The 23,624-nt window shown below is 72.6% G+C and carries 27 protein-coding genes and 1 pseudogene; 17 read left to right on the top strand and 11 right to left on the bottom strand.

Translation table 11 applies throughout. The features are described from left to right. Positions 1-35 precede the first annotated feature (35 nt). Both V1634_RS06930 and V1634_RS06925 read left to right on the top strand, forming a co-directional pair. Positions 36-545, top strand: coding sequence for a hypothetical protein (locus tag V1634_RS06930; RefSeq protein ID WP_331206906.1), 510 nt, complete (start codon positions 36-38; stop codon positions 543-545). 145 nt (positions 546-690) lie between these two features. Further along, positions 691-1,056, top strand: a complete 366-nt coding sequence (locus tag V1634_RS06925; protein WP_331206905.1) for a nuclear transport factor 2 family protein — start codon at positions 691-693, stop codon at positions 1,054-1,056. Positions 1,057-1,138: 82 nt separating this feature from the next. On the opposite strand, the gene V1634_RS06920 is transcribed toward V1634_RS06925, so the two are convergent. Beyond that, on the bottom strand, positions 1,139-1,567 hold the full coding sequence (locus V1634_RS06920) for a hypothetical protein (protein WP_331206904.1): 429 nt from the start codon (positions 1,565-1,567) through the stop codon (positions 1,139-1,141). Positions 1,568-1,763: 196 nt separating this feature from the next. On the opposite strand from V1634_RS06920, the gene V1634_RS06915 reads away from it, so the two are divergent. Next, positions 1,764-2,342, top strand: coding sequence for an HhH-GPD-type base excision DNA repair protein (locus tag V1634_RS06915; RefSeq protein ID WP_331206903.1), 579 nt, complete (start codon positions 1,764-1,766; stop codon positions 2,340-2,342). A 288-nt stretch (positions 2,343-2,630) separates the two neighbouring features. Here the strand turns inward: V1634_RS06915 and V1634_RS06910 are convergent, their stop codons facing one another. Further along, positions 2,631-2,942 (bottom strand): hypothetical protein, encoded by a 312-nt coding sequence (locus V1634_RS06910; RefSeq protein ID WP_101371988.1) that lies wholly within the window; start codon positions 2,940-2,942, stop codon positions 2,631-2,633. Between the two features lie 83 nt (positions 2,943-3,025). After that, entirely contained in the window at positions 3,026-3,313 is a 288-nt protein-coding gene (locus V1634_RS06905; protein ID WP_331206902.1) for a hypothetical protein, read from the bottom strand. 154 nt (positions 3,314-3,467) lie between these two features. Between V1634_RS06905 and V1634_RS06900 the strand changes: the two genes are divergently transcribed. Both V1634_RS06900 and V1634_RS06895 read left to right on the top strand, forming a co-directional pair. Next, positions 3,468-3,824: a DUF3099 domain-containing protein gene (locus tag V1634_RS06900; RefSeq protein ID WP_331206901.1), complete on the top strand. Its 357-nt coding sequence runs from the start codon at positions 3,468-3,470 to the stop codon at positions 3,822-3,824. A gap of 103 nt (positions 3,825-3,927) precedes the next feature. Continuing rightward, positions 3,928-4,305 (top strand): DUF4259 domain-containing protein, encoded by a 378-nt coding sequence (locus tag V1634_RS06895; RefSeq protein WP_331206900.1) that lies wholly within the window; start codon positions 3,928-3,930, stop codon positions 4,303-4,305. A 52-nt stretch (positions 4,306-4,357) separates the two neighbouring features. Here V1634_RS06895 and V1634_RS06890 read toward each other — a convergent pair whose 3' ends face one another. Both V1634_RS06890 and V1634_RS06885 read right to left on the bottom strand, forming a co-directional pair. After that, complete coding sequence (locus V1634_RS06890; protein WP_331206899.1) at positions 4,358-5,323, bottom strand: carbohydrate kinase family protein; 966 nt, start codon at positions 5,321-5,323, stop codon at positions 4,358-4,360. Further along, positions 5,323-6,240, bottom strand: coding sequence for a pseudouridine-5'-phosphate glycosidase (locus V1634_RS06885; protein WP_331206898.1), 918 nt, complete (start codon positions 6,238-6,240; stop codon positions 5,323-5,325). Before V1634_RS06885 ends, V1634_RS06890 begins: the two co-directional genes overlap by 1 nt. Positions 6,241-6,347: 107 nt before the next feature. Here V1634_RS06885 and V1634_RS06880 point away from each other — a divergent pair, with 107 nt between their 5' ends. The 3 genes and pseudogenes from V1634_RS06880 (at position 6,348) to V1634_RS06870 (ending at position 9,286) form a co-directional block, all read left to right on the top strand. Next, a complete protein-coding gene (locus V1634_RS06880) occupies positions 6,348-6,566 on the top strand; it encodes a DUF3039 domain-containing protein (RefSeq protein WP_101370506.1) in 219 nt (72 codons plus the stop codon). A 39-nt stretch (positions 6,567-6,605) separates the two neighbouring features. Further along, a pseudogene (locus V1634_RS06875) lies at positions 6,606-7,208 on the top strand (trimeric intracellular cation channel family protein); the annotation flags it as partial. A gap of 356 nt (positions 7,209-7,564) precedes the next feature. Further along, positions 7,565-9,286 (top strand): DEAD/DEAH box helicase, encoded by a 1,722-nt coding sequence (locus tag V1634_RS06870; protein WP_331206896.1) that lies wholly within the window; start codon positions 7,565-7,567, stop codon positions 9,284-9,286. 129 nt (positions 9,287-9,415) lie between these two features. Here the strand turns inward: V1634_RS06870 and V1634_RS06865 are convergent, their stop codons facing one another. Next, complete coding sequence (locus V1634_RS06865) at positions 9,416-9,649, bottom strand: DUF7455 domain-containing protein (RefSeq protein WP_101371992.1); 234 nt, start codon at positions 9,647-9,649, stop codon at positions 9,416-9,418. A gap of 245 nt (positions 9,650-9,894) precedes the next feature. Further along, positions 9,895-11,538 carry an RNA polymerase sigma factor gene (locus V1634_RS06860; RefSeq protein ID WP_331206895.1) on the bottom strand — a complete coding sequence of 548 codons (1,644 nt, stop codon included), beginning with the start codon at positions 11,536-11,538 and terminating at the stop codon, positions 9,895-9,897. A 288-nt stretch (positions 11,539-11,826) separates the two neighbouring features. On the opposite strand from V1634_RS06860, the gene V1634_RS06855 reads away from it, so the two are divergent. Then, a complete protein-coding gene (locus tag V1634_RS06855) occupies positions 11,827-12,651 on the top strand; it encodes an inositol monophosphatase family protein (RefSeq protein WP_331206894.1) in 825 nt (274 codons plus the stop codon). Positions 12,652-12,704: 53 nt separating this feature from the next. On the opposite strand, the gene V1634_RS06850 is transcribed toward V1634_RS06855, so the two are convergent. Beyond that, the gene (locus V1634_RS06850) at positions 12,705-13,250 is read right to left on the bottom strand and encodes a LytR C-terminal domain-containing protein (RefSeq protein WP_331206893.1); all 546 of its coding nucleotides are present in this window, start codon (positions 13,248-13,250) and stop codon (positions 12,705-12,707) included. Between the two features lie 412 nt (positions 13,251-13,662). Here V1634_RS06850 and V1634_RS06845 point away from each other — a divergent pair, with 412 nt between their 5' ends. Together V1634_RS06845 and V1634_RS06840 are read left to right on the top strand one after the other, a co-directional pair. Continuing rightward, entirely contained in the window at positions 13,663-13,959 is a 297-nt protein-coding gene (locus V1634_RS06845; protein ID WP_101370510.1) for a DUF4193 domain-containing protein, read from the top strand. Positions 13,960-14,157: 198 nt separating this feature from the next. After that, complete coding sequence (locus V1634_RS06840; protein WP_331206892.1) at positions 14,158-15,075, top strand: hypothetical protein; 918 nt, start codon at positions 14,158-14,160, stop codon at positions 15,073-15,075. A 70-nt stretch (positions 15,076-15,145) separates the two neighbouring features. On the opposite strand, the gene V1634_RS06835 is transcribed toward V1634_RS06840, so the two are convergent. Then, positions 15,146-15,637, bottom strand: a complete 492-nt coding sequence (locus V1634_RS06835) for a DUF3093 domain-containing protein (RefSeq protein WP_331206891.1) — start codon at positions 15,635-15,637, stop codon at positions 15,146-15,148. A gap of 42 nt (positions 15,638-15,679) precedes the next feature. Between V1634_RS06835 and dut the strand changes: the two genes are divergently transcribed. From dut to V1634_RS06815, 4 genes are all read left to right on the top strand, one after another. Next, positions 15,680-16,231: a dUTP diphosphatase gene (dut, locus tag V1634_RS06830; protein WP_407951730.1), complete on the top strand. Its 552-nt coding sequence runs from the start codon at positions 15,680-15,682 to the stop codon at positions 16,229-16,231. Between the two features lie 110 nt (positions 16,232-16,341). Further along, positions 16,342-17,088 (top strand): DUF3710 domain-containing protein, encoded by a 747-nt coding sequence (locus V1634_RS06825; protein ID WP_331206889.1) that lies wholly within the window; start codon positions 16,342-16,344, stop codon positions 17,086-17,088. Between the two features lie 193 nt (positions 17,089-17,281). Beyond that, positions 17,282-17,662, top strand: a complete 381-nt coding sequence (locus V1634_RS06820) for an OB-fold nucleic acid binding domain-containing protein (RefSeq protein WP_331206888.1) — start codon at positions 17,282-17,284, stop codon at positions 17,660-17,662. Between the two features lie 43 nt (positions 17,663-17,705). Continuing rightward, positions 17,706-18,404, top strand: a complete 699-nt coding sequence (locus tag V1634_RS06815) for a DUF3159 domain-containing protein (RefSeq protein ID WP_331206887.1) — start codon at positions 17,706-17,708, stop codon at positions 18,402-18,404. Between the two features lie 37 nt (positions 18,405-18,441). On the opposite strand, the gene V1634_RS06810 is transcribed toward V1634_RS06815, so the two are convergent. Next, a complete protein-coding gene (locus tag V1634_RS06810) occupies positions 18,442-19,131 on the bottom strand; it encodes a potassium channel family protein (RefSeq protein WP_107258643.1) in 690 nt (229 codons plus the stop codon). A gap of 1 nt (position 19,132) precedes the next feature. Then, positions 19,133-19,798 (bottom strand): potassium channel family protein, encoded by a 666-nt coding sequence (locus V1634_RS06805; RefSeq protein ID WP_107258644.1) that lies wholly within the window; start codon positions 19,796-19,798, stop codon positions 19,133-19,135. Positions 19,799-20,083: 285 nt separating this feature from the next. Between V1634_RS06805 and V1634_RS06800 the strand changes: the two genes are divergently transcribed. Both V1634_RS06800 and V1634_RS06795 read left to right on the top strand, forming a co-directional pair. Beyond that, positions 20,084-22,207 (top strand): APC family permease, encoded by a 2,124-nt coding sequence (locus V1634_RS06800; RefSeq protein ID WP_331206886.1) that lies wholly within the window; start codon positions 20,084-20,086, stop codon positions 22,205-22,207. Then, the gene (locus V1634_RS06795; RefSeq protein WP_331206885.1) at positions 22,204-23,586 is read left to right on the top strand and encodes a class I SAM-dependent RNA methyltransferase; all 1,383 of its coding nucleotides are present in this window, start codon (positions 22,204-22,206) and stop codon (positions 23,584-23,586) included. The genes V1634_RS06800 and V1634_RS06795 overlap by 4 nt, the downstream gene beginning before the upstream one ends. Positions 23,587-23,624: the final 38 nt, after the last annotated feature.

The following is a 23,624-nucleotide window of genomic DNA, read 5'->3' as shown; positions in this document are numbered from 1 at the left end:
TTTTCTGTCATGCATTCACCCCCGTGAGGCCATCCATGACACCAATTCTCAGACGCTGCTCAGCCATCCTGCTCAGTCTGGTCGGTGCGGCCGTCGTCGCAATTCCCGCGACCCCGGCCGCGAGTTCGTCGGCGCGGCCGGCCGATGTCCCGAAGACGATCTCGGACTATCTCGCCACGCATCCCGGTGGCGTGGTCCTCAACGACAACGAGATCGGTTACGACGGCGGCCGGTTCGTCGTCACCCTGACCCGCCCCGCACACACCCGCGCCGCGGTCGCCGACTGCCCGCGGGACTGGTACTGCTTCTACGACCGCACCAGCTACGGCTACCCCCGGGGCAGGCTCTCCGACTGCGGCGGACAGAACCTGGCGACCTGGGGCTGGCAGTACCGCGTCGAATCCGCGCACTACAACCTCAGCAGCGGGTCGGTGGCGTTCCTCTACAGCGGCAGTCGCCTCTTCTCGGTCGGTGCCGCCGCGCGGGCCCTCGGCGACGTCGCGCCGTACCGGAACTGGGCCACCCACGTGTACCGGTACTGCTAGACCCGACTCGTCGGTGCGCTGCGTTGTTGACCTCGGAGGTAATCGACAGCCTCCGGGTGCGGTGGCAGGTTCGACGGCGTCGGCGGCGCGAATTCCACCCCCGCCGCCGGCGCCACCTGCACCGCTGTCCAGGAAGGACACTCGCATGACCGACTTCAAGGGGCTCGTCGACCGGTACCTCGGCCTGTGGAACGAGCCGGACACCGCCGCCCGCTCGGCCGGAATCGCCGCTCTCTTCGCCGAGGACGCCACCTACACCGATCCACTCGCCGACGTCAGCGGACATGACGGAATCCACGCGTTGATCGGCGGCGCCCGGGAGATGTTCCCGGGGTTGCGCTTCGCGCCGAGCGGGGCGGTGGACGGGCATCACGACATCGTCCGATTCGGCTGGCAACTCGTACCGGCGACCGGCGGTGAACCGGTCGCGGTCGGCTTCGACGTCGCGGACCTCACCGCCGACGGGCGGATCCGGGCGATCTACGGCTTCCTGGACAAGGTCCCCGGCTGACGAGAGATCCGGCTGACGAGAAGTCCCGGTGGTCCGCGCCGCTCGACTCGGACCATACCGCAGCCCAGGCGGATGCCGGTGGTCAGTGACTGGGCGCCGGGCCGGGCGGCGGCCGGTGACCGGGGACCAGGCTCCGAGCCGCGCCGGCCAGGAAGAGCAGCGCCGAGGGCAGGAACGCGACCCCGAGGCCGCCGAGGGCCAGCAGCAGACCCCAGCCGCCGACCGCGACCGCGGCGACGAGATCGAGGTACCCGCCGAAGCGCGGGAAGAACCGCTGGGCCAGCGCTGGCAGGGCGGCGGCGAGCACCGGCACGCCGAGCAGGAAGGAGGCCGCCGCGCCGGAGTCCTCGACGGTGAGCGGTGCGAGGATGACCGCCACCAGTACGGTGATCACCAGCCCGGACCAGCGGACCAGCCGCTGCCCGTCGCCCCCTCTGCCGAGCATCACCAGTACGCCGACCGCCAGTACGGCGGCGAGCGCACCCAGCGTCGTCACCAGGATCAGAGCCATGGCCCCTCCGAGACACCCGGGAAGATCCGGACCGACGGCCCACTCGGCAGTGAACACCAGCGTGTCCGACGCCGACGGGCCACCTGGTTAGATTAGCGTCGATTCCGGAACGCGGACCCACCGTCGTCCGCCGCCGTGCTGCCCGCCGGCTCGGGGGCGTTCCTTCGGTGCCGGGGTGAGCAGGCAAGATAGCCGTATGACGCTCTCGCTGCCCATCGACACCGAAGCAAACGAACTGCTCCGGCGCGACCCGCTCGCGCTGCTGATCGGCATGGTGCTGGACCAGCAGGTCAGCATGGAGAAGGCCTTCGCCGGCCCCTACGAGTTGGTCAAGCGGCTCGGCCACCCGCCGGACGCGGCGGAACTGGCCGGCTTCGACCCGGACGCGCTGACCGCGATCTTCGCCGAGCGCCCCGCCCTGCACCGGTTCCCCAAGGCGATGGCGGGCCGGGTGCAGGAGGTGTGCCGGACCCTCGTCGAGCGGTACGACGGTGACCCGAGCCGGCTCTGGTCGGAGGCCGAGAGCGGCCGCGAGCTGCTGAAGCGGATCACCGGGCTACCCGGGTTCGGCAAGCAGAAGGGGCAGATCTTCCTGGCCCTGCTCGGCAAGCGCTTCGGTGTGCAGCCGCCCGGCTGGCGCGAGGCGGCCGGCGACTACGGCGTCGACGGTGCCTACTACTCGGTCGCCGATGTGGTGGACGAGACGTCGCTGGCCAAGGTACGCCAGCACAAGCAGCAGATGAAGGCCGCCGCCAAGGCCGCCGCAGCAGGCTGATCCGGCCCTCGCCCCGGCCACGCGCACGGCCACCGGCCAACCGCCCCGAGTTCCAGGTGTCCGGGCGGGTCATCCCACCTCGGGTGGCCGGTCTGGTCCTGCTGGGAGCGGTGGTGCCGGCGACAGGTCGGCTGCCCCTGCTGGCGGTCGCCGGCACCGTCGCCGTTCTGAACGGCGCCGGCTGCTGGCCGGCCTGTCCACTGCCGGGATCACGGGTCCGACCGGCGGTCGTCCCGAGGCGTCGACCGCCGGCGGTGGGGCTCAGACGGTCGGTTCGGGCGGTCGGGCTCAGGCCGCGGTCGGGTGGGCGAGCGCGGCCAGGGCCCGGCGTACGTCGGCCAGCGACACCGTCGCCGAGTCGTCCAGGTCGGCCAGCCCGGCCTCGATCCACTGCCGCATCAGGGTGGTCACCCCGATGCCCCGCGCCTCGGCGGCCGAGCGGACCCGTTCGTAGGTGTCCAGCGGCAGGCGTACGGAGCGGCTGACCATCGGCACGTCGGTGTCCGGGGTCGGCAGCTCGACCGGCTGCGCGTCGTTGATCAGGTCCGCGATCTGGTCGTCTCCGGCGTCGAACCGCTTGATGGCATCGTCTCGGTGCATCGTCACCGCCTCCTCCTCGTCTCCGTGCTCGATCCGGTCTCCCGGTGCGCGATCCCCGGGCCCGCCCGGTCGGGCCGACGGACTCATCCTCGGCGCCCCTGGATCGCCTCCTCGTAGCGCTTGGACTCGATGTCGGTCAGGTCCCGCGCGGAGAGGATGTCCCAGTCGTTGTCGTTCTGCTCGGCCTCGGCCAGCAGGATGGCCAGTCGTCGCCCGCGCCGTGCCGCGGCGTAGACGACCATCACGTCGTCACCGAGGTGGCGGATCACTCGTCGGGCGCTGTGCAGCGCCTCCCACACCTCGCCGGGGGTGACGTCGTGGACCCGCAGGTTGCCCAGTGCCTCGTCGGTGAAGCTGAACCGGCTGCCCACCGAGGGAGCGTACCACGTACGTAACACGCCGGTGTGGTACCGACAGGGGCCTCGGGCCCGCGCCGCTTCTCAGGCGAAGGTGCGAGGATGGGGACGGCATCCCGGGACGGGAGAGTTCCGGGCTGGACCGACCGCATCCCTTCCGGAGGCCGTGGTGAAGCGCCAGGCATACCAGCCGATCCTGATCACCGACGCCTCGCGCAGTCAGGACGACCAGCTCCGTACCCGCCAGCGCCGGTACATCGTGATGATGTCCATCCGGGCGCTCTGCGTCGTCGTCGGTGCGATCCTGGTCGGCGCCAAGGCCCCGCTGCTCTGGCTCTGGCTGCCGCTCTGCGCCGTCGGCATGGTGCTGATCCCGTGGCTGGCGGTGATGCTGGCGAACGACCGCCCGCCGAAGGAGCAGCACCGGCTCGGCACCAAGCTGCGCCGTAATCACCTCGACGAGACCCCGCCCCGGGCGCTGCCCGCCGAGGAGCGGCCACACCGGGTGATCGACGCCGAGCCGTGATCCGTACCGGTCCCCCCGTCGGTAGGTAGTCTCACCCGGGCCGGCGATCGACTTCGCGTACCGGCCGCCGCCCGTCGGGACGCGAACGGTCAGGAGAGCAGCGGTGGGGAACTGGGGCTTCGGCAACTTCGACAACGACACCGCGGCGGACCACCTGTCGATCGTCACCAACCGCCTGCTCGACGAGGTCGCCGAGGCGATCTCCGGCGACCCGGTCGAGCTGGAACCGGACGAGTACTGGGGCGTGGCGGTGCCGTGCAACCTCGAACTGCTCTACCGGCTCGCCGAACTCCGCTACGTCGGCGTGACGCTGCCGGAGCCGGATGTCGCCACCGAGTGGAAACGGCACTACCTGGCCGTCTGGGACGAGAGCATCGGCGGGCTCGTCGAGTCCGCGCAGGCCCGGGAGGCTCGCCGGGCCGTACTCGTGGAGACCTTCGACCGGTTCATCGCGGCGGCCGGCCGGGACGCCACCGACTGAGCGGGCGCGGGCGGAACGGTCGCCGACCGGGCAACCGACCCGCCGTCGCCGGTCAACCGATCGCCTCGGCGGAGCCGTCGGCCTGTCGGTCGGGCGCCGAGGGTGCCGACGTCGGCCGGGCGCCGAGGGTGCCGACCGCCGCCGCGCCCAGTTCGGCCGCGCGGTCCAGCGCCTCGGCGGCGGCCGCCCCGGCGACCCAGGCCGCCAGCAGGCCGGCCGCGAACGCGTCGCCGGCTCCGGTCACGTCTTGCACCGGAACCCGGCGGGCCGGCACGGAGACCACCTCGCCACCGCGTTCGGCCCAGACCGCACCGGCGGAGCCGTCCTTCACCACCACGTGCCGGGTCACCTCGGTCAGCGCGCGTGCCTGCCCGGCCGGTGCGCCCGGGCCGGCGAGTACCGCCGCCTCGTCCGCGTTGGCGAGCAGCAGGTCCGCATCGCGTACCCAGGAGAGGAACGCCGCCGCACCGACCCGGCGCAGCGGTTCGGCGGAGGCCGCGTCGACGCTGGTGGTGAGGCCGCGTCCGCGCGCGGCGGCCAGCGCGCGCCGCCCGGCCTCCCGCGACCCGGCGTCCAACAGGGTGTACGCCGACAGGTGCAGATGCCCCGCGTCCACGCTCGCGCCCAGCGCGGCCTCCACGTGCTCCGGGCTCAGCCGGAGGTTCGCACCGCGCTGGGTCACCATGGTCCGCTCCCCGTTCCCGACGAGCACGATGACGGTGCCGGTCGGTACGTCCGGATGCCGCCGCACCGCGCACCGCACGCCCAGCGTGGTCAGCTCGGCGAGCCGCGCGGTGCCGGCCTCGTCGGCGCCGACCTCGCCGACCAGGGTGACCGGGCATCCCCGCCAGGCCAGCCAGGCGGCGGTGTTGGCGGCCTGGCCGCCGCCGGTGACCCGGATCTCGGCCGAGGTGTCCGAGCCGGGCGCCACCGGCCCGGCCAGCACCGCCAGCACGTCGGTGACGACGTCGCCGACGACGACGATCCTGCTCCCCGTCCCGGGTTCCGCGGTGGCCATCACCGGTCGGCGGCGGCCACGGCGATCCGGGCCGCGAGGGCCGCGTTGCGCAGGATGATCCGGACGTTCACCGCCAGGCTCGCGCCCTCGGTGGCGGAGTGGAAGTGGGCCAGCAGGAACGGGGTCACCGCCTTGCCGGTCACCCCGTCGGCGGCGAGCCGGGCCAACCCGTCGGCCAGGGTCCGGTCGTGCAGGGCCGGATCGAGCTGCTCGTCGGTGGGGAGCGGGTTGGCCACGATCAGCGCACCCGGCTGCACCCCGTGGGCGGTCCGGGCCGCCAGCACGGCGGCGACCTGCTCCGGTGAGTCGACCGACCAGTCCAGGTCGAAGCCGCCGTCGGTGACGAAGAAGCCGGGGAACCGGCGGCTGCGGTAGCCGGCCACCGCCACGCCGAGCGTCTCCAGCCGTTCCAGCGTCGCGCCGACGTCGAGGATCGACTTGACCCCGGCGCAGACCACCGCGATCGGGGTCCGGGAGAGCGTGGTCAGGTCGGCCGACTCGTCGAAGGTCTGCGCCGCCTCCCGGTGCACCCCGCCGAGCCCGCCGGTGGCGAAGACCCGGATTCCGGCCGCCGCCGCGACGGCGCTGGTGGCGGCCACCGTGGTGGCGCCGTCCGCCCCGGTCGCGGCGGCCACCGCCAGGTCGCGTACGGAGAGCTTGGCGACCCCGTCCGAGGAGGCCAGCCGGGTCAACCGGGCGTCGTCGAGGCCGACCACGAGTTCACCCTCGACCATCCCGATGGTGGCCGGTACGGCGCCCTCGGCGCGTACCGTCGCCTCGATCTCGCGGGCCACCCGCAGGTTGTCCGGCCGCGGCAGGCCGTGCGAGACGATGGTGCTCTCAAGGGCGACGACGGGGCGCCCGGCGCGCAGTGCCTCGGCCACCTCGGCGCCGTACCGGATCTGGAAATCGTTCACGGCTGACCACCGTACGGGCCGGGGCCGGCGGGTGTTCCGGTGGACCGCTCGGCAGTGACCTGCCAAACTTGAGCGTTGGCGGGGTCACTTAGGGAGGAATCACTGCCGTGAGCACAGAGGTTCTCGAGCGTCCGGAGCTGAAGGACGCGGACACCGGACCGGAAATGTTCCACTACGTCCGGAAGGAAAAGATCGCCGAGAGTGCGGTCATGGGGACCTTCGTGATCGCGCTCTGCGGTGAGACGTTCCCGGTCACCAAGGCCGCCAAGCCCGGCTCGCCGGTCTGCCCGAAGTGCAAGGAGATCTACGACTCCATGCGGGACTGAGCCGAGCCGAGCCGGCCGTCGGGCGCGTAACATCCTGCGGTGACCGCCGCAACCGCCCTACTCCTCGCCGACCTCACCGGGGTGGCGATCTTCGCTGCCTCCGGTGCGTCAGCCGCGGTCGTGAAGCGCCTCGACCTGTTCGGTGTGGTCTTCGTCGGCTTCGTCGCCGCGCTCGGCGGCGGCCTCTTCCGGGACGTGGTGATCGGCGACGGGCCACCGCTGGCCTTCGCCGACTGGCGGTACGCGGTCACCGCGATGGTCACCGCCGCGGCGGTCTTCTGGCTGCACCCCCAGCTTGCGCGGCTGCGTACCACCGTGCTGGTCCTCGACGCGGCCGGGCTCGGCCTCTTCACCGTCACCGGTACCCTCATCGCGCTCGACGCCGGCCTGCCACCCCTCGGCGCCGGCATGATCGGCATGATGGCCGGGATCGGCGGCGGGCTGGGTCGGGACCTGCTCACCGGGGAGATCCCGGTGGTGCTGCGCCGGGAGATCTACGCGGTGGCGGCGCTGGCCGGCGCGGTCGCGGTGGTCGGCCTCGACCGGGCCGGCCTGGCCGGCCCCGGGCCGTTGATGGCGGCGGCGCTCCTCGTCTTCGCCCTCCGGCTGGTGGCCCTGCGCCGGCGCTGGTCGGCTCCGGTGCCGGCCGGCGCGCGGACCGACGACGGCTCCGGCCTCGCGTACCGGGTGGTCGACGACGGCTCCGGCCCGGCGTACCGGGTGGTCGACGACGGCTCCGGTCCGGCGGACCTGCCGGCCGACGGCGGACGCCCGGCCGACCGGGGGCGCTGACCCGGCGCGATCACGGGGCGGCCCTGCACCGTCGAGAGGTCCCGGCCCGGCGGTGCCTGCCGTGGCTGCCGTGGCTGCCGTGGCGTCGGTGTCGCCTGGGTCGGCTGGGTCCGGCTGGTTATGCTGGTACGGCCTTCGCGCTGGATCCGGTCGCGGGGGCGTTTTCGTGTGGTCCGATACCTGGCCGTCGGAGGGGAGTGTTCTGGGTGGGAGCCCCACTGCCGGTTCTCGAGTCGTTCCCGGCGCTGCGGGCATGGCAGCGTAAGGCGCTGGTCGAATACCTGCGGCGCCGCGCGGAGGACTTCCTGGCCGTCGCCACGCCCGGTGCCGGCAAGACCACCTTCGCGCTGCGGATCGCCGCCGAACTGCTCGCCGACGGCACCGTCGAGGCGGTCACCGTGGTCGCGCCGACCGAGCACCTGAAGACCCAGTGGGCGGTCGCGGCGGCCCGGGTCGGCATCCAGCTCGACGCCGCGTTCCGCAACGCCGACCTGCACTCCTCGGCGGACTTCCACGGTGCGGTCGTCACCTACGCCCAGGTCGGCATCGCCCCGCAGGTGCACCGCCGCCGGACGATGACCCGACGGACCCTGGTGATCCTCGACGAGATCCACCACGCCGGCGACTCCCGGTCCTGGGGTGACGGGGTCAAGGCGGCCTTCGAGCCCGCGGTACGCCGGCTGATGCTGACCGGTACGCCGTTCCGGTCGGACGAGAACCCGATCCCCTTCGTCAGCTACGAGCGGGGCGCCGACGGTCTGCAACGCTCCCGGGCCGACTCCGTGTACGGCTACTCCGACGCGCTCGCCGACGGCGTGGTCCGTCCGGTGATCTTCCTGGCGTACTCGGGGGAGACCCGGTGGCGGACCAGTGCCGGTGACGAGCTGGCGGCCCGGCTGGGTGAGCCGATGACCCAGGACCTGATCGCCCAGGCGTGGCGTACGGCGCTGGATCCGGCCGGGGACTGGATGCCGCAGGTGCTGCGGGCCGCCGACGCCCGCCTTCAGGTGCTCCGGGCGGGTGGGGTCTCCGACGCCGCCGGCCTGGTGATCGCCACCGACCAGAACTCCGCCCGGTCGTACGCCCGGCTGATCGAACGGATCACCGGGGAGCGGGCCGTGGTGGTGCTCTCCGACGACCAGGGTGCCTCGGCCCGGATCGCCGCCTTCTCCGCCTCGGAGCAGCGCTGGATGGTCGCGGTGCGGATGGTCTCCGAGGGGGTCGACATTCCCCGGCTGGCCGTCGGCGTCTACGCCACCAGCGCCTCCACGCCGCTCTTCTTCGCCCAGGCGATCGGGCGGTTCGTCCGGGCCCGCCGGCCCGGCGAGACCGCGTCGGTCTTCCTGCCCAGCGTGCCGCACCTGCTCGGGCTGGCCAGCGAGATGGAGGTCGAGCGGGACCACGTGCTCGGCGCGCCGAAGCGCGGTGACGGGCTCGACGACGACCTGCTGGAACGCGCACAGCGCGACGAGCAGGCCAGCGGGGAACTGGAGAAGCGGTTCGAGGCGCTCTCCGCCACCGCCGAACTTGACCAGGTCATCTTCGACGGGGCGTCCTTCGGCACCGGCGCCCAGGCGGGTACGCCGGAGGAGGAGGAATATCTCGGCCTGCCCGGCCTGCTCACCGCCGACCAGGTGGCGGTGCTGCTGAGCAAGCGCCAGGCCGAGCAGTTGGCCGCGCAGCGCCGCCGGAAGACCGCCGAGCCGGCGCCGGCGCCCCGGCCGGAGAGCCGGCCGCTCAGCGCGGCGGAACGGCGGGTCAACCTGCGCCGTCAGCTCAACGCACTGGTGGCGGCGCACCACCACCGGACCGGGCTGCCACACGGCAAGATCCATGCCGAGCTCCGCCGCCGCTGCGGCGGTCCGCCCAGCGCGCAGGCCACCATCGAGCAGCTCGAGGAGCGGATCGCCACCGTACAGACGCTGTGACGACGTTTGACGGCCGTTCGAGCGTCCTGCGGCCGATCGTCGGCAGTGTCGGCAATCGGCACTGTCGGGGAATAGACGACCGGAGGCGCCCGCTCGGGGCACCTCCGGTCAGCTATGTCCTTGGTTGGGTTAGTTCGCCATCAAATCGGCGCCACGCCAGCTGAACTCGGGGTCAACCGCGTACCGGACCGTGATCTTCACGAGATCCTCGGCGTACTTGTTCGCGTGATGCCCACAGAACACCAGCTCGCTCCCACCCGCGAGGGTGATCCGGAGCTTGCCGGCGGCGTTACAGCGGTCGCACCGTTCATCGGCGGCTGGGGGAGCCACCGTCTCGGGCGGCGGCGTGAGGGTCGGGGTCATCGCCTTCCTCCTGCGGTCGTCACCGATGAACACTCTCGTCGTTCATTGCTCACCTATCGTGCAACACCCTTGTGGGGTGTGGCCTTCCCAGTGTGCCCCCGGGGGACCGATGTCACACGTGGTAGAGACAGTGTGCCGTGCCACCAGGGTGCCACGTCAACGATCACAAGTGGGGAACCATCCGATCACCGCGCGCCCGATGTACGCGTGGTGATCAGATGGACACGACTGGTTGACTTTTGGGGTCAGTCAAGATAATCGCGCAGTACCTGCGAACGGGACGGATGGCGCAGCTTCGACATCGTCTTGGACTCGATCTGCCGGATCCGCTCGCGGGTCACGCCGTAGACCTGGCCGATCTCGTCCAGGGTACGCGGCTGCCCGTCGGTCAGCCCGAATCGCAGCCGCACCACGCCGGCCTCCCGCTCGGAGAGCGTCTGGAGCACCTGCTGGAGCTGGTCCTGCAACAGCGAGAAGGAGACCGCGTCGACCGCGACCACCGCCTCGGAGTCCTCGATGAAGTCGCCGAGCTGGCTGTCCCCCTCGTCGCCGATGGTCTGGTCGAGCGAGATCGGCTCCCGGGCGTACTGCTGGATCTCCAGCACCTTCTCGGGTGTGATGTCCATCTCCTTGGCCAGCTCCTCCGGGGTGGGCTCGCGGCCCAGGTCCTGGAGCAGCTCGCGCTGTATCCGACCCAGCTTGTTGATCACTTCGACCATGTGCACCGGGATGCGGATGGTGCGGGCCTGGTCGGCCATGGCCCGGGTGATGGCCTGTCGGATCCACCAGGTGGCGTAGGTGGAGAACTTGTAGCCCTTGGTGTAGTCGAACTTCTCGACGGCGCGGATCAGGCCGAGGTTGCCCTCCTGGATCAGGTCCAGGAACGCCATGCCCCGCCCCGTGTACCGCTTGGCCAGCGAGACCACCAGCCGCAGGTTCGCCTCCAGCAGGTGGTTCTTGGCCCGCTCCCCGTCCCGGGAGATCCACATCAGGTCGCGCTGCATCTCCCGGACGAGCTTCTCCTCGCCCTCCTCGGCGGCGCGCAGCCGCTCGGCGGCGTAGAGCCCGGCCTCGATCCGCTTGGCGAGCTCGACCTCCTGCTCGGCGTTGAGCAGCGGGACCTTGCCGATCTGCTTGAGGTAGGCCCGGACCGAGTCCGCCGAGGCGGTCAACTCGGCGTCCCGGCGCGCCTGCTTCAGCGCCTCGGACTCCTCGTCGTCCCACTCGAAGTCGTTGTCGGTCGCGGCGTCGGCGGCGTCCGCCTCGGCGGCCTTGGCCAACTCGGCCGGCTCCTCGACCACCACGTCCTCGATCTCGGCGGCGAGCACCTCCGGATCGATGTCGTCGCCGGGACCGTCCGGCTCGCCACCCTTGGTCGGGGCGGCGGCCTTGGCGGCCTTGGCCGGGCCGGTGCCGGCGGCCTTCGCCGCCGTACGGCCGGCCTTCGCCGGAGCCTTGGCGGCCGTCTCAGCGGCCTTGGCGGCCGGTCTGGCGGCACCGGCCGGCGACGCGCCGTCGGCCGCGAGCGTCGGCTTGCGGACCGCCGGCTTGCGCGCCGGGCCGGCCTCGTCGGCGGCGGGCGCCTGCTTCGGGGCCGGTGGCGCCGACTTCTTGGTCGCCTTGGCGGTGGTCGCCCGCGACGCGGGGGTGGCGGACCGGGCGGCGGCGACCCGGCGACGGGTACTCGCCGAGCCGTCGACCACGACGGTGACCCCCGCGTCCGAGAGCGCACGCAGGATCTTCTTGGCCTGGGCCGGAGTCACCTCAGCAGACTCGACCGTACGCGCCAGCTCTGCCGACGTGAGCTGGCCGCCGGCGTTCTGCGCGTGGGCGATCAGGGTGTCGGTGAGCGAGCGTACGTCGGCGCCGATGTGGCGGGGTTCTGTCACGAATGACCTTCCGGAGGCGATGAGCGAGCACGGCCGGGATCGGCCGGCGCAGCGCTATGCGTTGTGTCGGGCCGATGTGGTTGAGGGACCCCCGTGTCCCGGGCCGGCCGGGCTCGGCGGTCCGTGGCGCGTGGGCAGGCGTGAATTGTAGCGCCGTCTGCGGCGATCATCCCGCGCCGCACGCCGGAGACGTGGTCCGGAGCCACCGACTCGATACGCGTGTTGACTTTGTAAGGATGATACTCGCGCCGGAGGCAGGACGTCACAGGCGTGCGGGAAGGGGACGCCATGCACGGGACGACACCGGCTCCGGAGGAGCTGCTCAAGATCGCGGTCGAGGTGGCCCGGGAGGCGGCGGAGACCGCGTACCGGATGCGGGCCGAGGGAGTCGCCGCGGTCGCCACCAAGAGCACGGTGACCGACGTGGTCACCGCCGCGGACCGGGCGGTGGAGCGGCAGGCGGTGGCGACCCTGCGGGCGGCCCGGCCCGGCGACGCCGTACTGGGCGAGGAGTACGGCGACGCCGAGGGTGCCGGCCCGGCCGCCGGCAGCGGCGTACGGTGGATCCTCGACCCGATCGACGGCACGGTGAACTACCTCTACGGGCTGCCGCACTACGCCGTCTCGCTGGCCGTCGAGGTCGACGGCGAGGTGGTCGCCGGAGTGGTCCGGAACGCGGCCACCGGCGACGAGTGGACGGCGATCCGGGGCGGGGGCGCCTACCGGGCCGGCCGGCGGCTGAGCGGCTCGGTGGAGACCGATCTCGGACAGGCGCTGGTGGCCACCGGGTTCGGCTACGACCCGGCGCGCCGGGCGCACCAGGCCGGGGTACTGCACCGGCTCATCCCGTACGTCCGGGACATCCGGCGGTTCGGGGTCGCCTCGATCGACCTGTGTCTGGCCGCCGAGGGCCTGGTCGATGGCTACTACGAGAAGGGGCTGAACCTCTGGGACCACGCGGCCGGCGGGCTGGTCGCCACCGAGGCCGGGCTCCGGGTCGACGGGCTGGCCGGTGCCGACCCGGGACCGGACCTGCTGATCGCCGCCCCACCGGCGCTCTTCGGACCGCTGCACGACCACCTGGCCCGGCTCGACGCGGCGGGCGGCCCCTGACGGTCGGGCGGGCCGCCGGCCCGTGACGGTCGGCGGCGGGAGGGCCGGCCCGGTCAGCTCAGGTTGGGGTCGGCGCAGGTGCGCGGCGGCAACTGGGTGCTCTCGCTGTCCCGCTGGGTCAGCGCCTGGTTGACCTCGGTGATGGTCGCCAGTTGCTTGAACTCGCCACCGATGACCACGTCGACCACGTCGTTGTCGCGGTCGAGCTGGAACTCCGGCTCCGCCTCGTTCAGGAAGTACGCCTTGAGCACGTGGTAGGAGCCCACGCCCTTCGGTCCGTACCGCAGCACCGCGACCTGGTCGTCGATGCCCTTCCTGCTCGGCTCGTCGCCGGCCTTGAGGACCTGGAACTGCCGGTTCTGGAAGTCGGTCTTCACCGTGTTGGCCAGGCCGATGGTCTCGGTCGCGTTGTAGACGTTGATCTTGATGTCCTTCGGCAGCCGCAACCGGGTGTCGGCGAGCTTGTCGCCTTCCTGGCAGTCACTGGCGACCTCCCGGCCGGCCTGGGTGTCGCGGACGAGGGTGACGGCGACGAACACTATGGCGATCACCGCGAGCACGCCGACGACGAGGAGGGCTCGGACGCGCGCGAAACTCATCTGCTTGGCTCCTGCGAAGGTGGTGTGTGGAACAGACGACCGCACGGGCCGCCGTGGCTATCGAGTATGCCGGTGAGGCCAGCCGTTGTCCGACCGGGTGCTGAATCCGCCAGATTTGTCGGCGCGGCGACGACGATCGGCCGACCACTACCCCTATCTTCGTGTCGCCTGAGTCACATTGGGAACAACTCCGCGCGCTCGGACGTACATGCATGCCGCAGGGACGGTATACATGCCTCGCCCGAAGGGGGGTAAGGTACCCCGCTCGCCGGGGGAGTTTCGCCCGGCGGCCGCGACCCGGAACGTGCGCCGGGTCGGGCGACCGGAAGTAAGGCCGGCCAGCGGGAACCGAAACAGCGTCCTCCGGCGTTACAACCGGAAGCGACTATATCGATATGGGAGAGTGAGACCGATGGCCACCGACTACGACGCCCCGCGTCGCGACGAGGTCGACCTCGGCGAGGACAGCCTGGAAGAGCTCAAGGCTCGGCGGGTCGACTCACAGTCGGCCGCCGTGGACGTCGACGAGGCCGAGGTCGCCGAGAGCTTCGAGCTGCCCGGTGCCGACCTGGCCGACGAGGAGCTCACCGTGAAGGTGCTGCCGATGCAGTCGGACGAGTTCCGCTGCGCGCGCTGCTTCCTCGTGCACCACCGCAGCCAGCTCGCGGTGGAGCGCAACGGTGATCTGATCTGCCGCGAGTGCGCCTGACTTCCGAGGCCGGAGCGGTCTTCCCGGGCAGGGGAGCCCGTCCGGCGGGTACGGGGTGAGTCTTCCGGGACGGGGGAAGCGGCGACCTCCACCGCTGGGGGTCGCCGCGCGTGATTCGACATGCGGGGTTGGTGGGTAACTGCTTGACTCGATGCGCGTGATGGCAAGCCCAACCGACGACACGCGCTGGAGGTCATGATGAGCCGCTCTGACCGGGCATCCGACGCGTCTCCGCCGGTACGGGCCGAAGCGTCCTCGCCGGGCGACGACACGACCTCGGCCACCCCCGCCGACCAAGGGCCGGCGGCCGGTGCGACCACGGGTGGCGAACTCGTGCCCGCTGACGCCCGGCGGGGGGCGGCGTCCCGGGACGACGAGCCGAGTTCGACCGACGAGCTGAGTTCGACCGTCGCCGCGCTCACCGCCGACGAGCTGAACCGGTCCCGTCGGCGACGACTGCTCGGCCGGTTGGTCAGCCAGGTCCGGACCAGCCGACCCGGCAACCTGTTCAAGCCGAAGGCGGCGGTCCGCTGGCTCACCGACACGGTGACCGAGATCGCGCCGCACATCCCGATACGCGACCGGGAGACCCTGCTCCGGCACTTCGACGGCCTCGACTCCGACGCGCTGGCGGAGCGTCTGATCCGCAACGCCGTACGCTCCACCGCCGGGGTGGGCGCGGCCGGTGGCGGGGTCGCGGCCGTGGAGTGGGTGGCCACCCCGACCCTCCTCTCGGCACCGGTACTGCTGGCCGCCGAAACCGTCGCCGTGGTCGCCATCGAACTCAAGCTGATCGGCGAACTGCACGAGGCCTACGGCGTGCGGCTGCCGGGCGGCACCAGCCAGCGCGCCGTCACGCTGCTCCGCTCCTGGGCGGCCCAGCGCGGGGTCAATCCGCTGCTGCCCGGGGTCGGTGTCGGCGCGGTGCTCGGCACCGCCGCCCGCAAGGAGTTGCGGGACCGGCTGCTGCGGCGCTTCGGCCGCAACCTGACCACCCTCGGACCGTTCCTGACCGGTGCGGCGGTGGCCGGTTTCCTCAACGGCCGCGCCACCCGGGGACTCGGCGAGCGGGTCCGGGAGGATCTCCGCCAGGGACCGAGGGCGCTCGGGAGCTGACGTCGCCGGCCGGCGGACAACTCAGCCGGGTCGGCGGCCGACCCGGCTGGTGGATCGGGCTGGAGGGCGGTCAGTCCGGGTCGCGGGCCGCGAGGATCGCCTCGGCCAGGCGTACCGGATGGCGGGAGCTGACCACCCAGTAGGGCGTCGGGTCGGCCGGATCGTCGAGGACCACCTGCACCGCCCCCGACACCCACGGACGCTGCACCACGAACGCCAGCGGATCGGCACCGACCCCGAGCACCTCGCGCCGGCCCTCGGCGTCCAGCGGGACGGCGTCGGCGACGAACCGCACCGGCAGCCGGGCGTCGTCGACCAGGAGTTCGCCGTCGCGTACGGCGATCCGGATCCGGCCGAGCCAGCCGAGCCCGACGGCGGCCAACGGCAACAGGACCACGAAGGGCAGCCAGGCGCGCATGCCGGTGGAGCCGAGCCAGATCTCGGCGGCCAGCAGCCCGGCGACGGCGACCCCGGCCAGCCATAGCCACCAGGGCAGGGTCAGCCGCTCGGCGTACCCGGCACGGGCCGGGACGACGGCGGGCTCGGAACTTGTCGGGGCCACGCTGGAAGGGTACGACCCGATGCGGCCGGTCGACCCGGCAGGATGGGGGCAGCACCGGTGGATCCGCGAACCTGCCAGGAGAGTGAGAGCGTGACGCACGTGCTGCCCGTACCCGTCCGGCGAATCGACCCGGACCTGCCGCTGCCGGCGTACGCCCATCCCGGTGACGCCGGAGCGGACCTGGTCGCCGCCGAGGAGGTCGAGATCCCGCCCGGCCAGTGGCGGCTGGTCCGCACCGGCGTCGCGCTGGCCCTGCCGGTCGGGTACGTCGGGCTCGTCCATCCGCGGTCCGGGCTGGCGGCCAGGCTCGGTGTGACGGTGCTCAACGCGCCCGGTACGGTCGACGCCGGTTACCGGGGCGAGATCCTGGTCAACCTGATCAACCACGACCGGGTCACGCCGGCGAAGATCTCCCGGGGCGACCGGATCGCACAGCTCGTGGTGCAGCGGGTGGAGCGGGTCGAGTTCCTGCCCGTCGACGAGTTGCCGGACTCCCCGCGCGGTGCGGGCGGGCACGGCTCGACCGGTGGGCACGCCGGGCTGGTCGTCGCCGACCAGCCGGAGGAGCGGGTCGAGGGGACGCAGGGCCGGTGAATCGGCCGGAAAGAGGTGCCCGGGTCGGCCGTGGCCGTACGTCGTACCCGACAATGCGAGTGAGATCGGCCCATCCGGCAGCCGGAAACGGAAGGTAGCAGGTAAGCACGATGATCTTCTCCCGAGGACGCGGCGGGCGCCATTCCCGCGACGAGCGCTCCGGTCGGCAGTCGGCCGACCCCCAGGACCTCGCCGCCGCGACCGAGCCCGAGGGGCCCGGGCACGGACCGTACGACATCGGCGACGAGCCGCCGGACGTGCAGCGGCTCGACCTGGGCAGCCTGCACATCCCGGCCGTCCAGGACGTGGAGGTGCGCGTCCAGGCCAACCCGGACGGGGTGATCCAGCAGGTCGTCCTGGTGCACGGGGAGAGCGCCCTCCAGTTGGGGGTCTTCGCGGCACCGCGTACCGAGGACATCTGGCCGGAGTGGCGGGAGGAGATCCGCACCTCGCTGGCGGCCGACGGGGTGGTGGCCGAGGAGGTGGACGGCGAGTACGGCACCGAGCTGCGGGCCCGGGTCCGTACCCCGGACGGCGGCATCGCCGACCTGCGCTTCGTCGGCGTCGACGGGCCGCGCTGGATGATCCAGGGCGTCTTCCAGGGGCGTGCCGCCAGCGACCCGGCCGCCGCCGGACCGCTCACGGAGTGCCTGAACGGGCTGGTGGTCGACCGGGGGCAGGAGGCCAAGCCGGTCCGCGAGCCGCTGCCGCTGCGGTTGCCGCGCGAGGCGACCCCCGCCGGTGCCGAACCGCAGCCGGACGGCCACCAGCCCGGCGGGCCGGTCAACGGCGTCGTCTCGGGCCAGCAGCACCCGCCACGCCCCGAACCCCGGCCCCGCCGCCGCGACGGCGCCTGACCGCTGCCCCGTCGCAACCGGCCCTTCCGGGCCGCTGCCCGGGCCGGGCGGGCGCGGGTGGCGAAGGGTCGGCAACCCGGCACCGGGCGACCGGGGCACGGGCGCCGGATCGGCGTACGCTTGCGGGACGGCTGCACGCCAGTCGTGTCGAGGACGCGCCGGGACGGCGCGTCGAGGAGGGTGACACCGGGTCATGGCGACCGACCAGGGCCGAGTCTCGTGGCGGGGTTTCCTGCAACGGCTGACCGCGAGCGAGGCCGAGATCGAGGCGGAGGAGCTGCTCCGGGAGAGCGCCGAGTGCGGCAGCACCCCCGCCGGGCAGTGCAGCCGGGGGCAGGTGGTGTCGGTCTCGGGCCGGCTCCGTACCGTCGTCTACACCCCCCGGACGAACCTGCCGACCCTGGAGGCGGACCTCTACGACGGCAGCGACATCGTGACCCTGGTCTGGCTGGGGCGCCGGCACATCTCCGGGATCGAGCCGGGCCGGCAATTGACCGCGCGCGGTCGCATGGCGGTACGGGATGACCGTAAAGTCATCTACAACCCGTACTACGAGCTGGAGTCGCCACGGTGAGCACGGAGACCGGCGCCCCCGGCCGCGACCGGAAGACACACAGATGACCGCTGGACAGCCCCGCACCGACAGCCCGGGCAGTGACCCGACGGCCAGCCGGACCGAGGACGAGGAACAGCTCCCCAGCCTGACCGAGCAGATGGCGGAGCAGCTCGGCGGCTGGCGGGGGATGGTCGAGTCCAGCGTCCCGGTGGTCGTCTTCGTCGCGGTCAACATCATCACCGAACTGCGTCCCGCGGTGATCGCCTCGGTGGCGGTCGCGGTGCTGATCGCGGTCGTCCGACTCTTCCAGCGGCGACCGGTCCGGCACGCCGTCAACGGCCTGGTCGGGATCGGCATCGGCGCCATGATCGCCTGGCGTACCGGCGACGAGCGGGACTTCTACCTGCCCGGCATCCTCTACGGCATCGTCTACGGGCTGGTGCTGCTCGGTTCGGCGGTGATCCGCCAGCCGCTGGTCGGCTGGATCTGGTCCATCATCGCGGCCGGTGGCCGGTCGGAGTGGCGGCAGGATCCGCGGCTGGTCCGCACCTTCAACCGGCTCACCGTGCTCTGGGGCGTCGTATGGCTGGCCAAGGTGGGCGTGCAGGCCGGGCTCTATCTGGCCGACATGGACACCGCGCTCGGCATCGCCCGGCTGCTGCTCGGCTATCCGCCGTACGCGCTGCTGCTGGTGATCACCATCTGGACGGTCCGCCGGGTGAACCGGGTGCCGACCGTACCGGCACCGCTCGGCGGCTGACCGCCGCCGGCAGGAGTCGCCGACCGCTTCGGGCCGCTCAGCTGCTGCTGCGGGTCCGCTCGACGCTGTCCGGACCGAGGATCACCTTGCGGACCTCGTCCTCGACCTCGGCCGTGCACACGAAGATCAGCTCGTCGCCGGCCTCCAACGGGTCGTCGGGGCTCGGCACCAGCACCCGCTTGCCGCGCAGGATGGCGGTGAGCGCCGAGTCGCGGGGCAGCGGCACGGAGTGGATCGGGTGACCGACGTACGGTGCGGTCGGCGGCAGCGTGATCTCGACCAGGTTCGCCTCGCCCTGCCGGAACGTCATCAGCCGGACCAGGTCGCCGACGGTCACCGCCTCCTCGACCAGGGCCGCCATCACCCGTGGCTTGCTGACCGCCACGTCGACTCCCCACTGGTCGGTGAAGAGCCACTCGTTCTCGGCCCGGTTGATCCGGGCGACCACCCGGGGGACGGCGAACTCCGTCTTGGCCAGCAGCGAGACCACCAGGTTGACCTTGTCGTCGCCGGTGGCGGCCACCACCACGTCGCAGCTGGCCAGGTCGGCCTCCTCAAGGCTGGCCAGCTCGCAGGCGTCGGCGAGGATCCACTCGGCGGCCGGTACCCGCTCCGGGCGGAGCATCTTCGGCTTCCGCTCGATCAGCATCACCTGATGCCCGTTCTCGATCAGCTCCTGGGCGATCGAACGGCCCACGTTGCCGGCGCCGGCGATGGCGATCCGCATGTCAGCGCCCTCCTTCCGGCGGCGAGCCCGCCACCGTGGTCACCTGGTCGGCGATGTCGTCGGTGACCAGCATGGAGACCTGGTCGCCCTCCTGGAGCACGCTGGACGCGGTCGGCAGGGCGGCGATGCCGAACCGGGTCAGATAGCCGACCCGGGCCCCGGTGGCCTCCTCCAGCCCGCGTACCGGACGGCCGATCCAGTCGTCGTGCACCGGTACCTCGATGATCGAGACGGTGCTGGTCGGGTCGCGGAAGATCTCCACGTGTCCCTCCGGCACCAGGTGCCGGACGATCCGGTCGGCGGTCCACCGGACCGTGGCCACTGTCGGGATGCCGAGCCGCTCGTAGACCTGGGCCCGCTTCGAGTCGTAGATCCGGGCCACCACCCGGGAGACGCCGTACGTCTCGCGGGCCAACCGGGCCGAGATGATGTTGGAGTTGTCACCGCTGGAGACGGCGGCGAAGCCGTCGGCCCGCTCGATGCCGGCCTGGCGGAGCACCTCCGCGTCGAACCCGGCGCCGGTGACGGTGATCCCGCCGAAGTCCGGGCCGAGCCGGCGGAACGCGTCCGCGTCCTGGTCGATCACGGCCACCGAGTGGCCGCGCGACTCCAGGTTGTGCGCGAGGGTCGAACCGACCCGGCCACAACCCATGATCACGACGTGCAAGGCAAGTCCTCCCGGATCACCGCGGGACCGACCCGTCCGGTGGGGTGATGTCACCATGAGCGTAGCCATCCGGCTCCCGGCCCGTGGCGCCCGACCTCCCCGCGTCGCGGATCTCCGGACCCGTCCCGGCCTCGGCAGCGGCCGCACCACCGTCCGCCACGAACCGACCCCCGGACTCCTGGTGCCGGGCGGTCGCCCCGCTCCGGGCACCGGTTAGCCGGATCACCGGGAAGATCGGCCGCACCGGCCGACCGGGCGAATCCGGCAGCCGTACCCTTAGCGGTTGTGGCCAGTCCCACCTCGCTAGTCAAGCGCCTGCTGCTGGGCCGACCCTTCCGGTCCGACAAGCTGCAGCACACCCTGCTGCCGAAGCGCATCGCGCTGCCGGTGTTCGCCTCCGACGCGCTTTCCAGCGTGGCGTACGCACCGGACGAGATCCTGCTGACGCTCTCGATCGCCGGCACCTCGGCGTACCTCTTCTCGCCGTGGGTCGCCCTGGCCGTCGTGGTGGTGATGCTCACCGTGGTGGCGAGCTACCGGCAGAACGTGCACGCCTACCCCTCCGGCGGCGGCGACTACGAGGTGGCCACCGTCAACCTCGGACCGAAGTTCGGCGTCGGGGTGGCCAGTGCGCTGCTGGTCGACTACGTGCTGACCGTCGCCGTGTCGGTCTCCTCCGGGGTGGCCAACCTCGGGTCGGTGCTGCCGTTCGTCTCCGAGCACCGGGTCGGGGTCGCGGTGACCGCGGTGGTCGTGCTGAGCGCGATCAACCTGCGCGGGCTGCGCGAGTCGGGCACCGCGTTCGCGATCCCGACCTACGGCTTCATGATCGTCATCATCGGGATGATCCTCACCGGACTGGTCCGGATCTTCGTCCTCGGCCACGACCTGCGGGCGCCCAGCGCCGACCTGGTGGTCAGTGCCGAACACGCCAACCTGACGGCCTTCGCGATGGCCTTCCTGCTGCTCCGGGCCTTCTCCTCCGGCTGCGCCGCGCTGACCGGGGTGGAGGCGATCTCCAACGGCGTACCGGCCTTCAAGCCGCCGAAGAGCAAGAACGCGGCCACCACCCTGCTGATGCTGGGCTCGGTCGCGATCGTCATGATCATGGGCATCATCTGGCTGTCCCGGCTGACCGGCCTCCAGTTCATGGAGAACCCGGCCCGCCAGCTCGAACACGGCCCCCTCGACTACGTGCAGAAGACCGTGACCGTCCAGCTCGGCCAGGCGATCTTCGGCAGCGGGGTCCTGCTCTTCGTGGTGGCCGGCGCGACCGCGCTGATCCTCTTCCTGGCCGCCAACACCGCGTTCAACGGCTTCCCGGTGCTCGGCTCGATCCTGGCCCAGGACCGCTACCTGCCCCGGCAGCTGCACACCCGGGGTGACCGGCTGGCCTTCTCCAACGGCATCGTCTTCCTCGCGCTGACCGCGATCCTGCTGATCGTCGCCTTCCAGGCCGAGGTGACCCGGCTGATCCAGCTCTACATCGTCGGCGTCTTCGTCTCGTTCACGCTCTCCCAGGCGGGCATGATCCGGCACTGGAACCGGATGCTGCGTACCGAGCGGGATCCGGTGGTGCGGCGGAGGATGGTCCGGTCCCGGGCCATCAACGCCTTCGGGATGGGCCTGACCGGGGCGGTTCTGGTGGTCGTGCTGCTCACCAAGTTCCTGCTCGGCGCCTGGATCGCCATCGCCGCGATGGCGGTGATCTACGCGATGATGCTGGGCATCCGCCGGCACTACGACCGGATCGCCACCGAGCTGACCCCACCCGAGGGACGCCCGGTGCTGCCGGCCCGCAACCACGCGATCGTGCTGGTCAGCAAGGTCCACCAGCCGACCCTGCGGGCGATCGCCTACGCCCAGGCGACCCGGCCGGACACCCTGACCGCGCTGACCGTCAACGTCGACGGGGCAGACACCCGGGCGGTGCAGGCGGAGTGGGAACGGCACGGGGTGACGGTGCCGCTGACCGTGATCGACTCGCCGTACCGGGAGATCACCCGGCCGATCCTCGACTTCGTCGCGTCGGCCCGCCGGGAGTCACCCCGCGACGTGGTCACGGTCTTCATCCCCGAGTACGTCGTCGGGCACTGGTGGGAGAACCTGCTGCACAACCAGAGCGCACTGCGGATCAAGGGCCGGTTGCTCTTCGAGCCCGGGGTGATGGTGACCAGCGTGCCGTGGCAGCTCGCCTCCACCGCCCGGAAGAACCTGGACCGGTTCGACGCCACCCTCAGCCGCGGACCGGCCCGGGGACCGCGCGGCGGCGCCCCGGTCGGCGGCCTGCTCGGGCCGCCCCCGCCGTCGAACACCGCCGCCACGGCACCGCCGCCGCCCCCGCTGGCCGGTACCGACCTCGACGAGCCGCCGCCCGCCCCCGGGCGGGACAGCGCGGGTCCCCGATGAGCGCCGGCGAGCGGTCCCGGGTGGCCTCGGCGGGTCCGGGCGAGGCCGAGCGGGTCGAGCTGACCGTCGGGCCGGTGGCGCACGGCGGGCACTGCGTGGCCCGGCTGGACGGGCAGGTGGTCTTCGTCCGGCACGCGCTGCCGGGCGAACGGGTGATCGCCCAGATCACCGAGGTACGCCGGGACTTCCTGCGGGCGGACGCGGTGACCGTACTCGACGCCTCGCCGGACCGGGTCGTCCCGCCGTGCCCGTGGGCGGGGCCGGACCGGTGCGGCGGCTGCGACCTCCAGCACGTCGCACCGGCGGCGCAGCGCCGCTGGAAGACCGAGGTGGTACGCGAGCAACTGCGTCGGCTGGCCGCCCTGACCCCGGAGGAGGTCGCCGAGCTGGACGTCCGGGTCGACGAGTTGCCCGGCGGCCCGCTCGGCTGGCGCTCCCGGGTCCGGTACGCCGTCGACGCCGCCGGTCGGGCCGGACTGCTCAAGCACCGGTCGCACGAGGTCGTCCCGATCGACCGGTGCCGGATCGCCCGCCCGGCGATCCAGGAGCTGCCGGTGCTGACGCCCAGCGGTCGACTCTGGCCCGACGCCGACCTGGTGGAGGTGGTCGCCTCCTCGGGCGGCGACCTGACCGTGCACGGCCGGCGTACCACGGGAATGCCCGGCGGTGGCGACCTCGGCGAGGCCGCCGTCCCACCCTCCGGCGGCCCGACCGGCGGCGGCGCCGTCCCGACCGATGGCGGCGCCGTCCCGACGGATGGTGCCGGCGGCCCGCCGGATGCCGCCGGGCGGGACGGGGCGGGGGAGCGGGTCCGGGAGGTGGCGGCCGGCCGGACCTGGCGGCTGCCGCCGGAGGCGTTCTGGCAGGTACATCCGGCGGCGGCGGAGACGCTGGCGGCGGCCGTACTCGACCTGCTGGCGCCCCGGGCCGGCGAGTCCGCCTGGGACCTCTACGGCGGCGCCGGGCTCTTCGCGGCGGCGCTGGCCGACCGGGTCGGTCCGACCGGACGGATCACCCTGGTGGAGTCGGCCGATCCGGCGGTCCGGGCCGCCCGGGACAACCTCACCGACCTCCCGCAGATCGAGGTGGTCCGGGCCTCGGTCGGACCGGCGCTGCGGCGGCGCCGGATCGTCGGGCCGGTCGACCTGGTGGTGCTGGACCCGCCGCGGGCCGGTGCCGGTGCCGAGGTCGTCCGGGCCGTCGCCGCGGCCACCACCCGGGCGGTGGCGTACGTGGCCTGCGACCCGGCCGCCTTCGCCCGGGACGCCCGGACGTTCCGGGAGGTGGGCTGGCGGCTCGCCGCGCTGCGCGGCTACGACCTCTTCCCGATGACCCAGCACGTGGAGCTGGTCGCGCTGCTGCTGCCCGACGAGAGCTGACCCCGGCCGGCGGCGGTCGACACCCGGCCGGGGCCGAC

It is taken from the genome of Plantactinospora veratri, from assembly GCF_036421995.1.
Classification (GTDB): Bacteria; Actinomycetota; Actinomycetes; order Mycobacteriales; family Micromonosporaceae; genus Plantactinospora; species Plantactinospora veratri.
The sequence above is the reverse complement of the archived record's forward strand: the minus strand, read 5'-3'. Positions and strand labels throughout refer to the sequence as shown.

Excerpts from the sequence above, each read along its gene's own strand:
- V1634_RS06850 (WP_331206893.1), bottom strand. The coding sequence starts at position 13,250 with ATGAGTTTCGCGCGCGTCCGAGCCCTCCTCGTCGTCGGCGTGCTCGCG.
- V1634_RS06925 (WP_331206905.1), top strand. The coding sequence starts at position 691 with ATGACCGACTTCAAGGGGCTCGTCGACCGGTACCTCGGCCTGTGGAAC.
- dut (WP_407951730.1), top strand. The coding sequence starts at position 15,680 with ATGGGGGCAGCACCGGTGGATCCGCGAACCTGCCAGGAGAGTGAGAGC.
- V1634_RS06915 (WP_331206903.1), top strand. The coding sequence starts at position 1,764 with ATGACGCTCTCGCTGCCCATCGACACCGAAGCAAACGAACTGCTCCGG.
- V1634_RS06820 (WP_331206888.1), top strand. The coding sequence starts at position 17,282 with ATGGCGACCGACCAGGGCCGAGTCTCGTGGCGGGGTTTCCTGCAACGG.
- V1634_RS06795 (WP_331206885.1), top strand. The coding sequence starts at position 22,204 with ATGAGCGCCGGCGAGCGGTCCCGGGTGGCCTCGGCGGGTCCGGGCGAG.
- V1634_RS06930 (WP_331206906.1), top strand. The coding sequence starts at position 36 with ATGACACCAATTCTCAGACGCTGCTCAGCCATCCTGCTCAGTCTGGTC.
- V1634_RS06815 (WP_331206887.1), top strand. The coding sequence starts at position 17,706 with ATGACCGCTGGACAGCCCCGCACCGACAGCCCGGGCAGTGACCCGACG.
- V1634_RS06910 (WP_101371988.1), bottom strand. The coding sequence starts at position 2,942 with ATGCACCGAGACGATGCCATCAAGCGGTTCGACGCCGGAGACGACCAG.
- V1634_RS06825 (WP_331206889.1), top strand. The coding sequence starts at position 16,342 with ATGATCTTCTCCCGAGGACGCGGCGGGCGCCATTCCCGCGACGAGCGC.
- V1634_RS06865 (WP_101371992.1), bottom strand. The coding sequence starts at position 9,649 with ATGACCCCGACCCTCACGCCGCCGCCCGAGACGGTGGCTCCCCCAGCC.
- V1634_RS06890 (WP_331206899.1), bottom strand. The coding sequence starts at position 5,323 with ATGGCCACCGCGGAACCCGGGACGGGGAGCAGGATCGTCGTCGTCGGC.
- V1634_RS06845 (WP_101370510.1), top strand. The coding sequence starts at position 13,663 with ATGGCCACCGACTACGACGCCCCGCGTCGCGACGAGGTCGACCTCGGC.
- V1634_RS06855 (WP_331206894.1), top strand. The coding sequence starts at position 11,827 with ATGCACGGGACGACACCGGCTCCGGAGGAGCTGCTCAAGATCGCGGTC.
- V1634_RS06810 (WP_107258643.1), bottom strand. The coding sequence starts at position 19,131 with ATGCGGATCGCCATCGCCGGCGCCGGCAACGTGGGCCGTTCGATCGCC.
- V1634_RS06840 (WP_331206892.1), top strand. The coding sequence starts at position 14,158 with ATGAGCCGCTCTGACCGGGCATCCGACGCGTCTCCGCCGGTACGGGCC.
- V1634_RS06920 (WP_331206904.1), bottom strand. The coding sequence starts at position 1,567 with ATGGCTCTGATCCTGGTGACGACGCTGGGTGCGCTCGCCGCCGTACTG.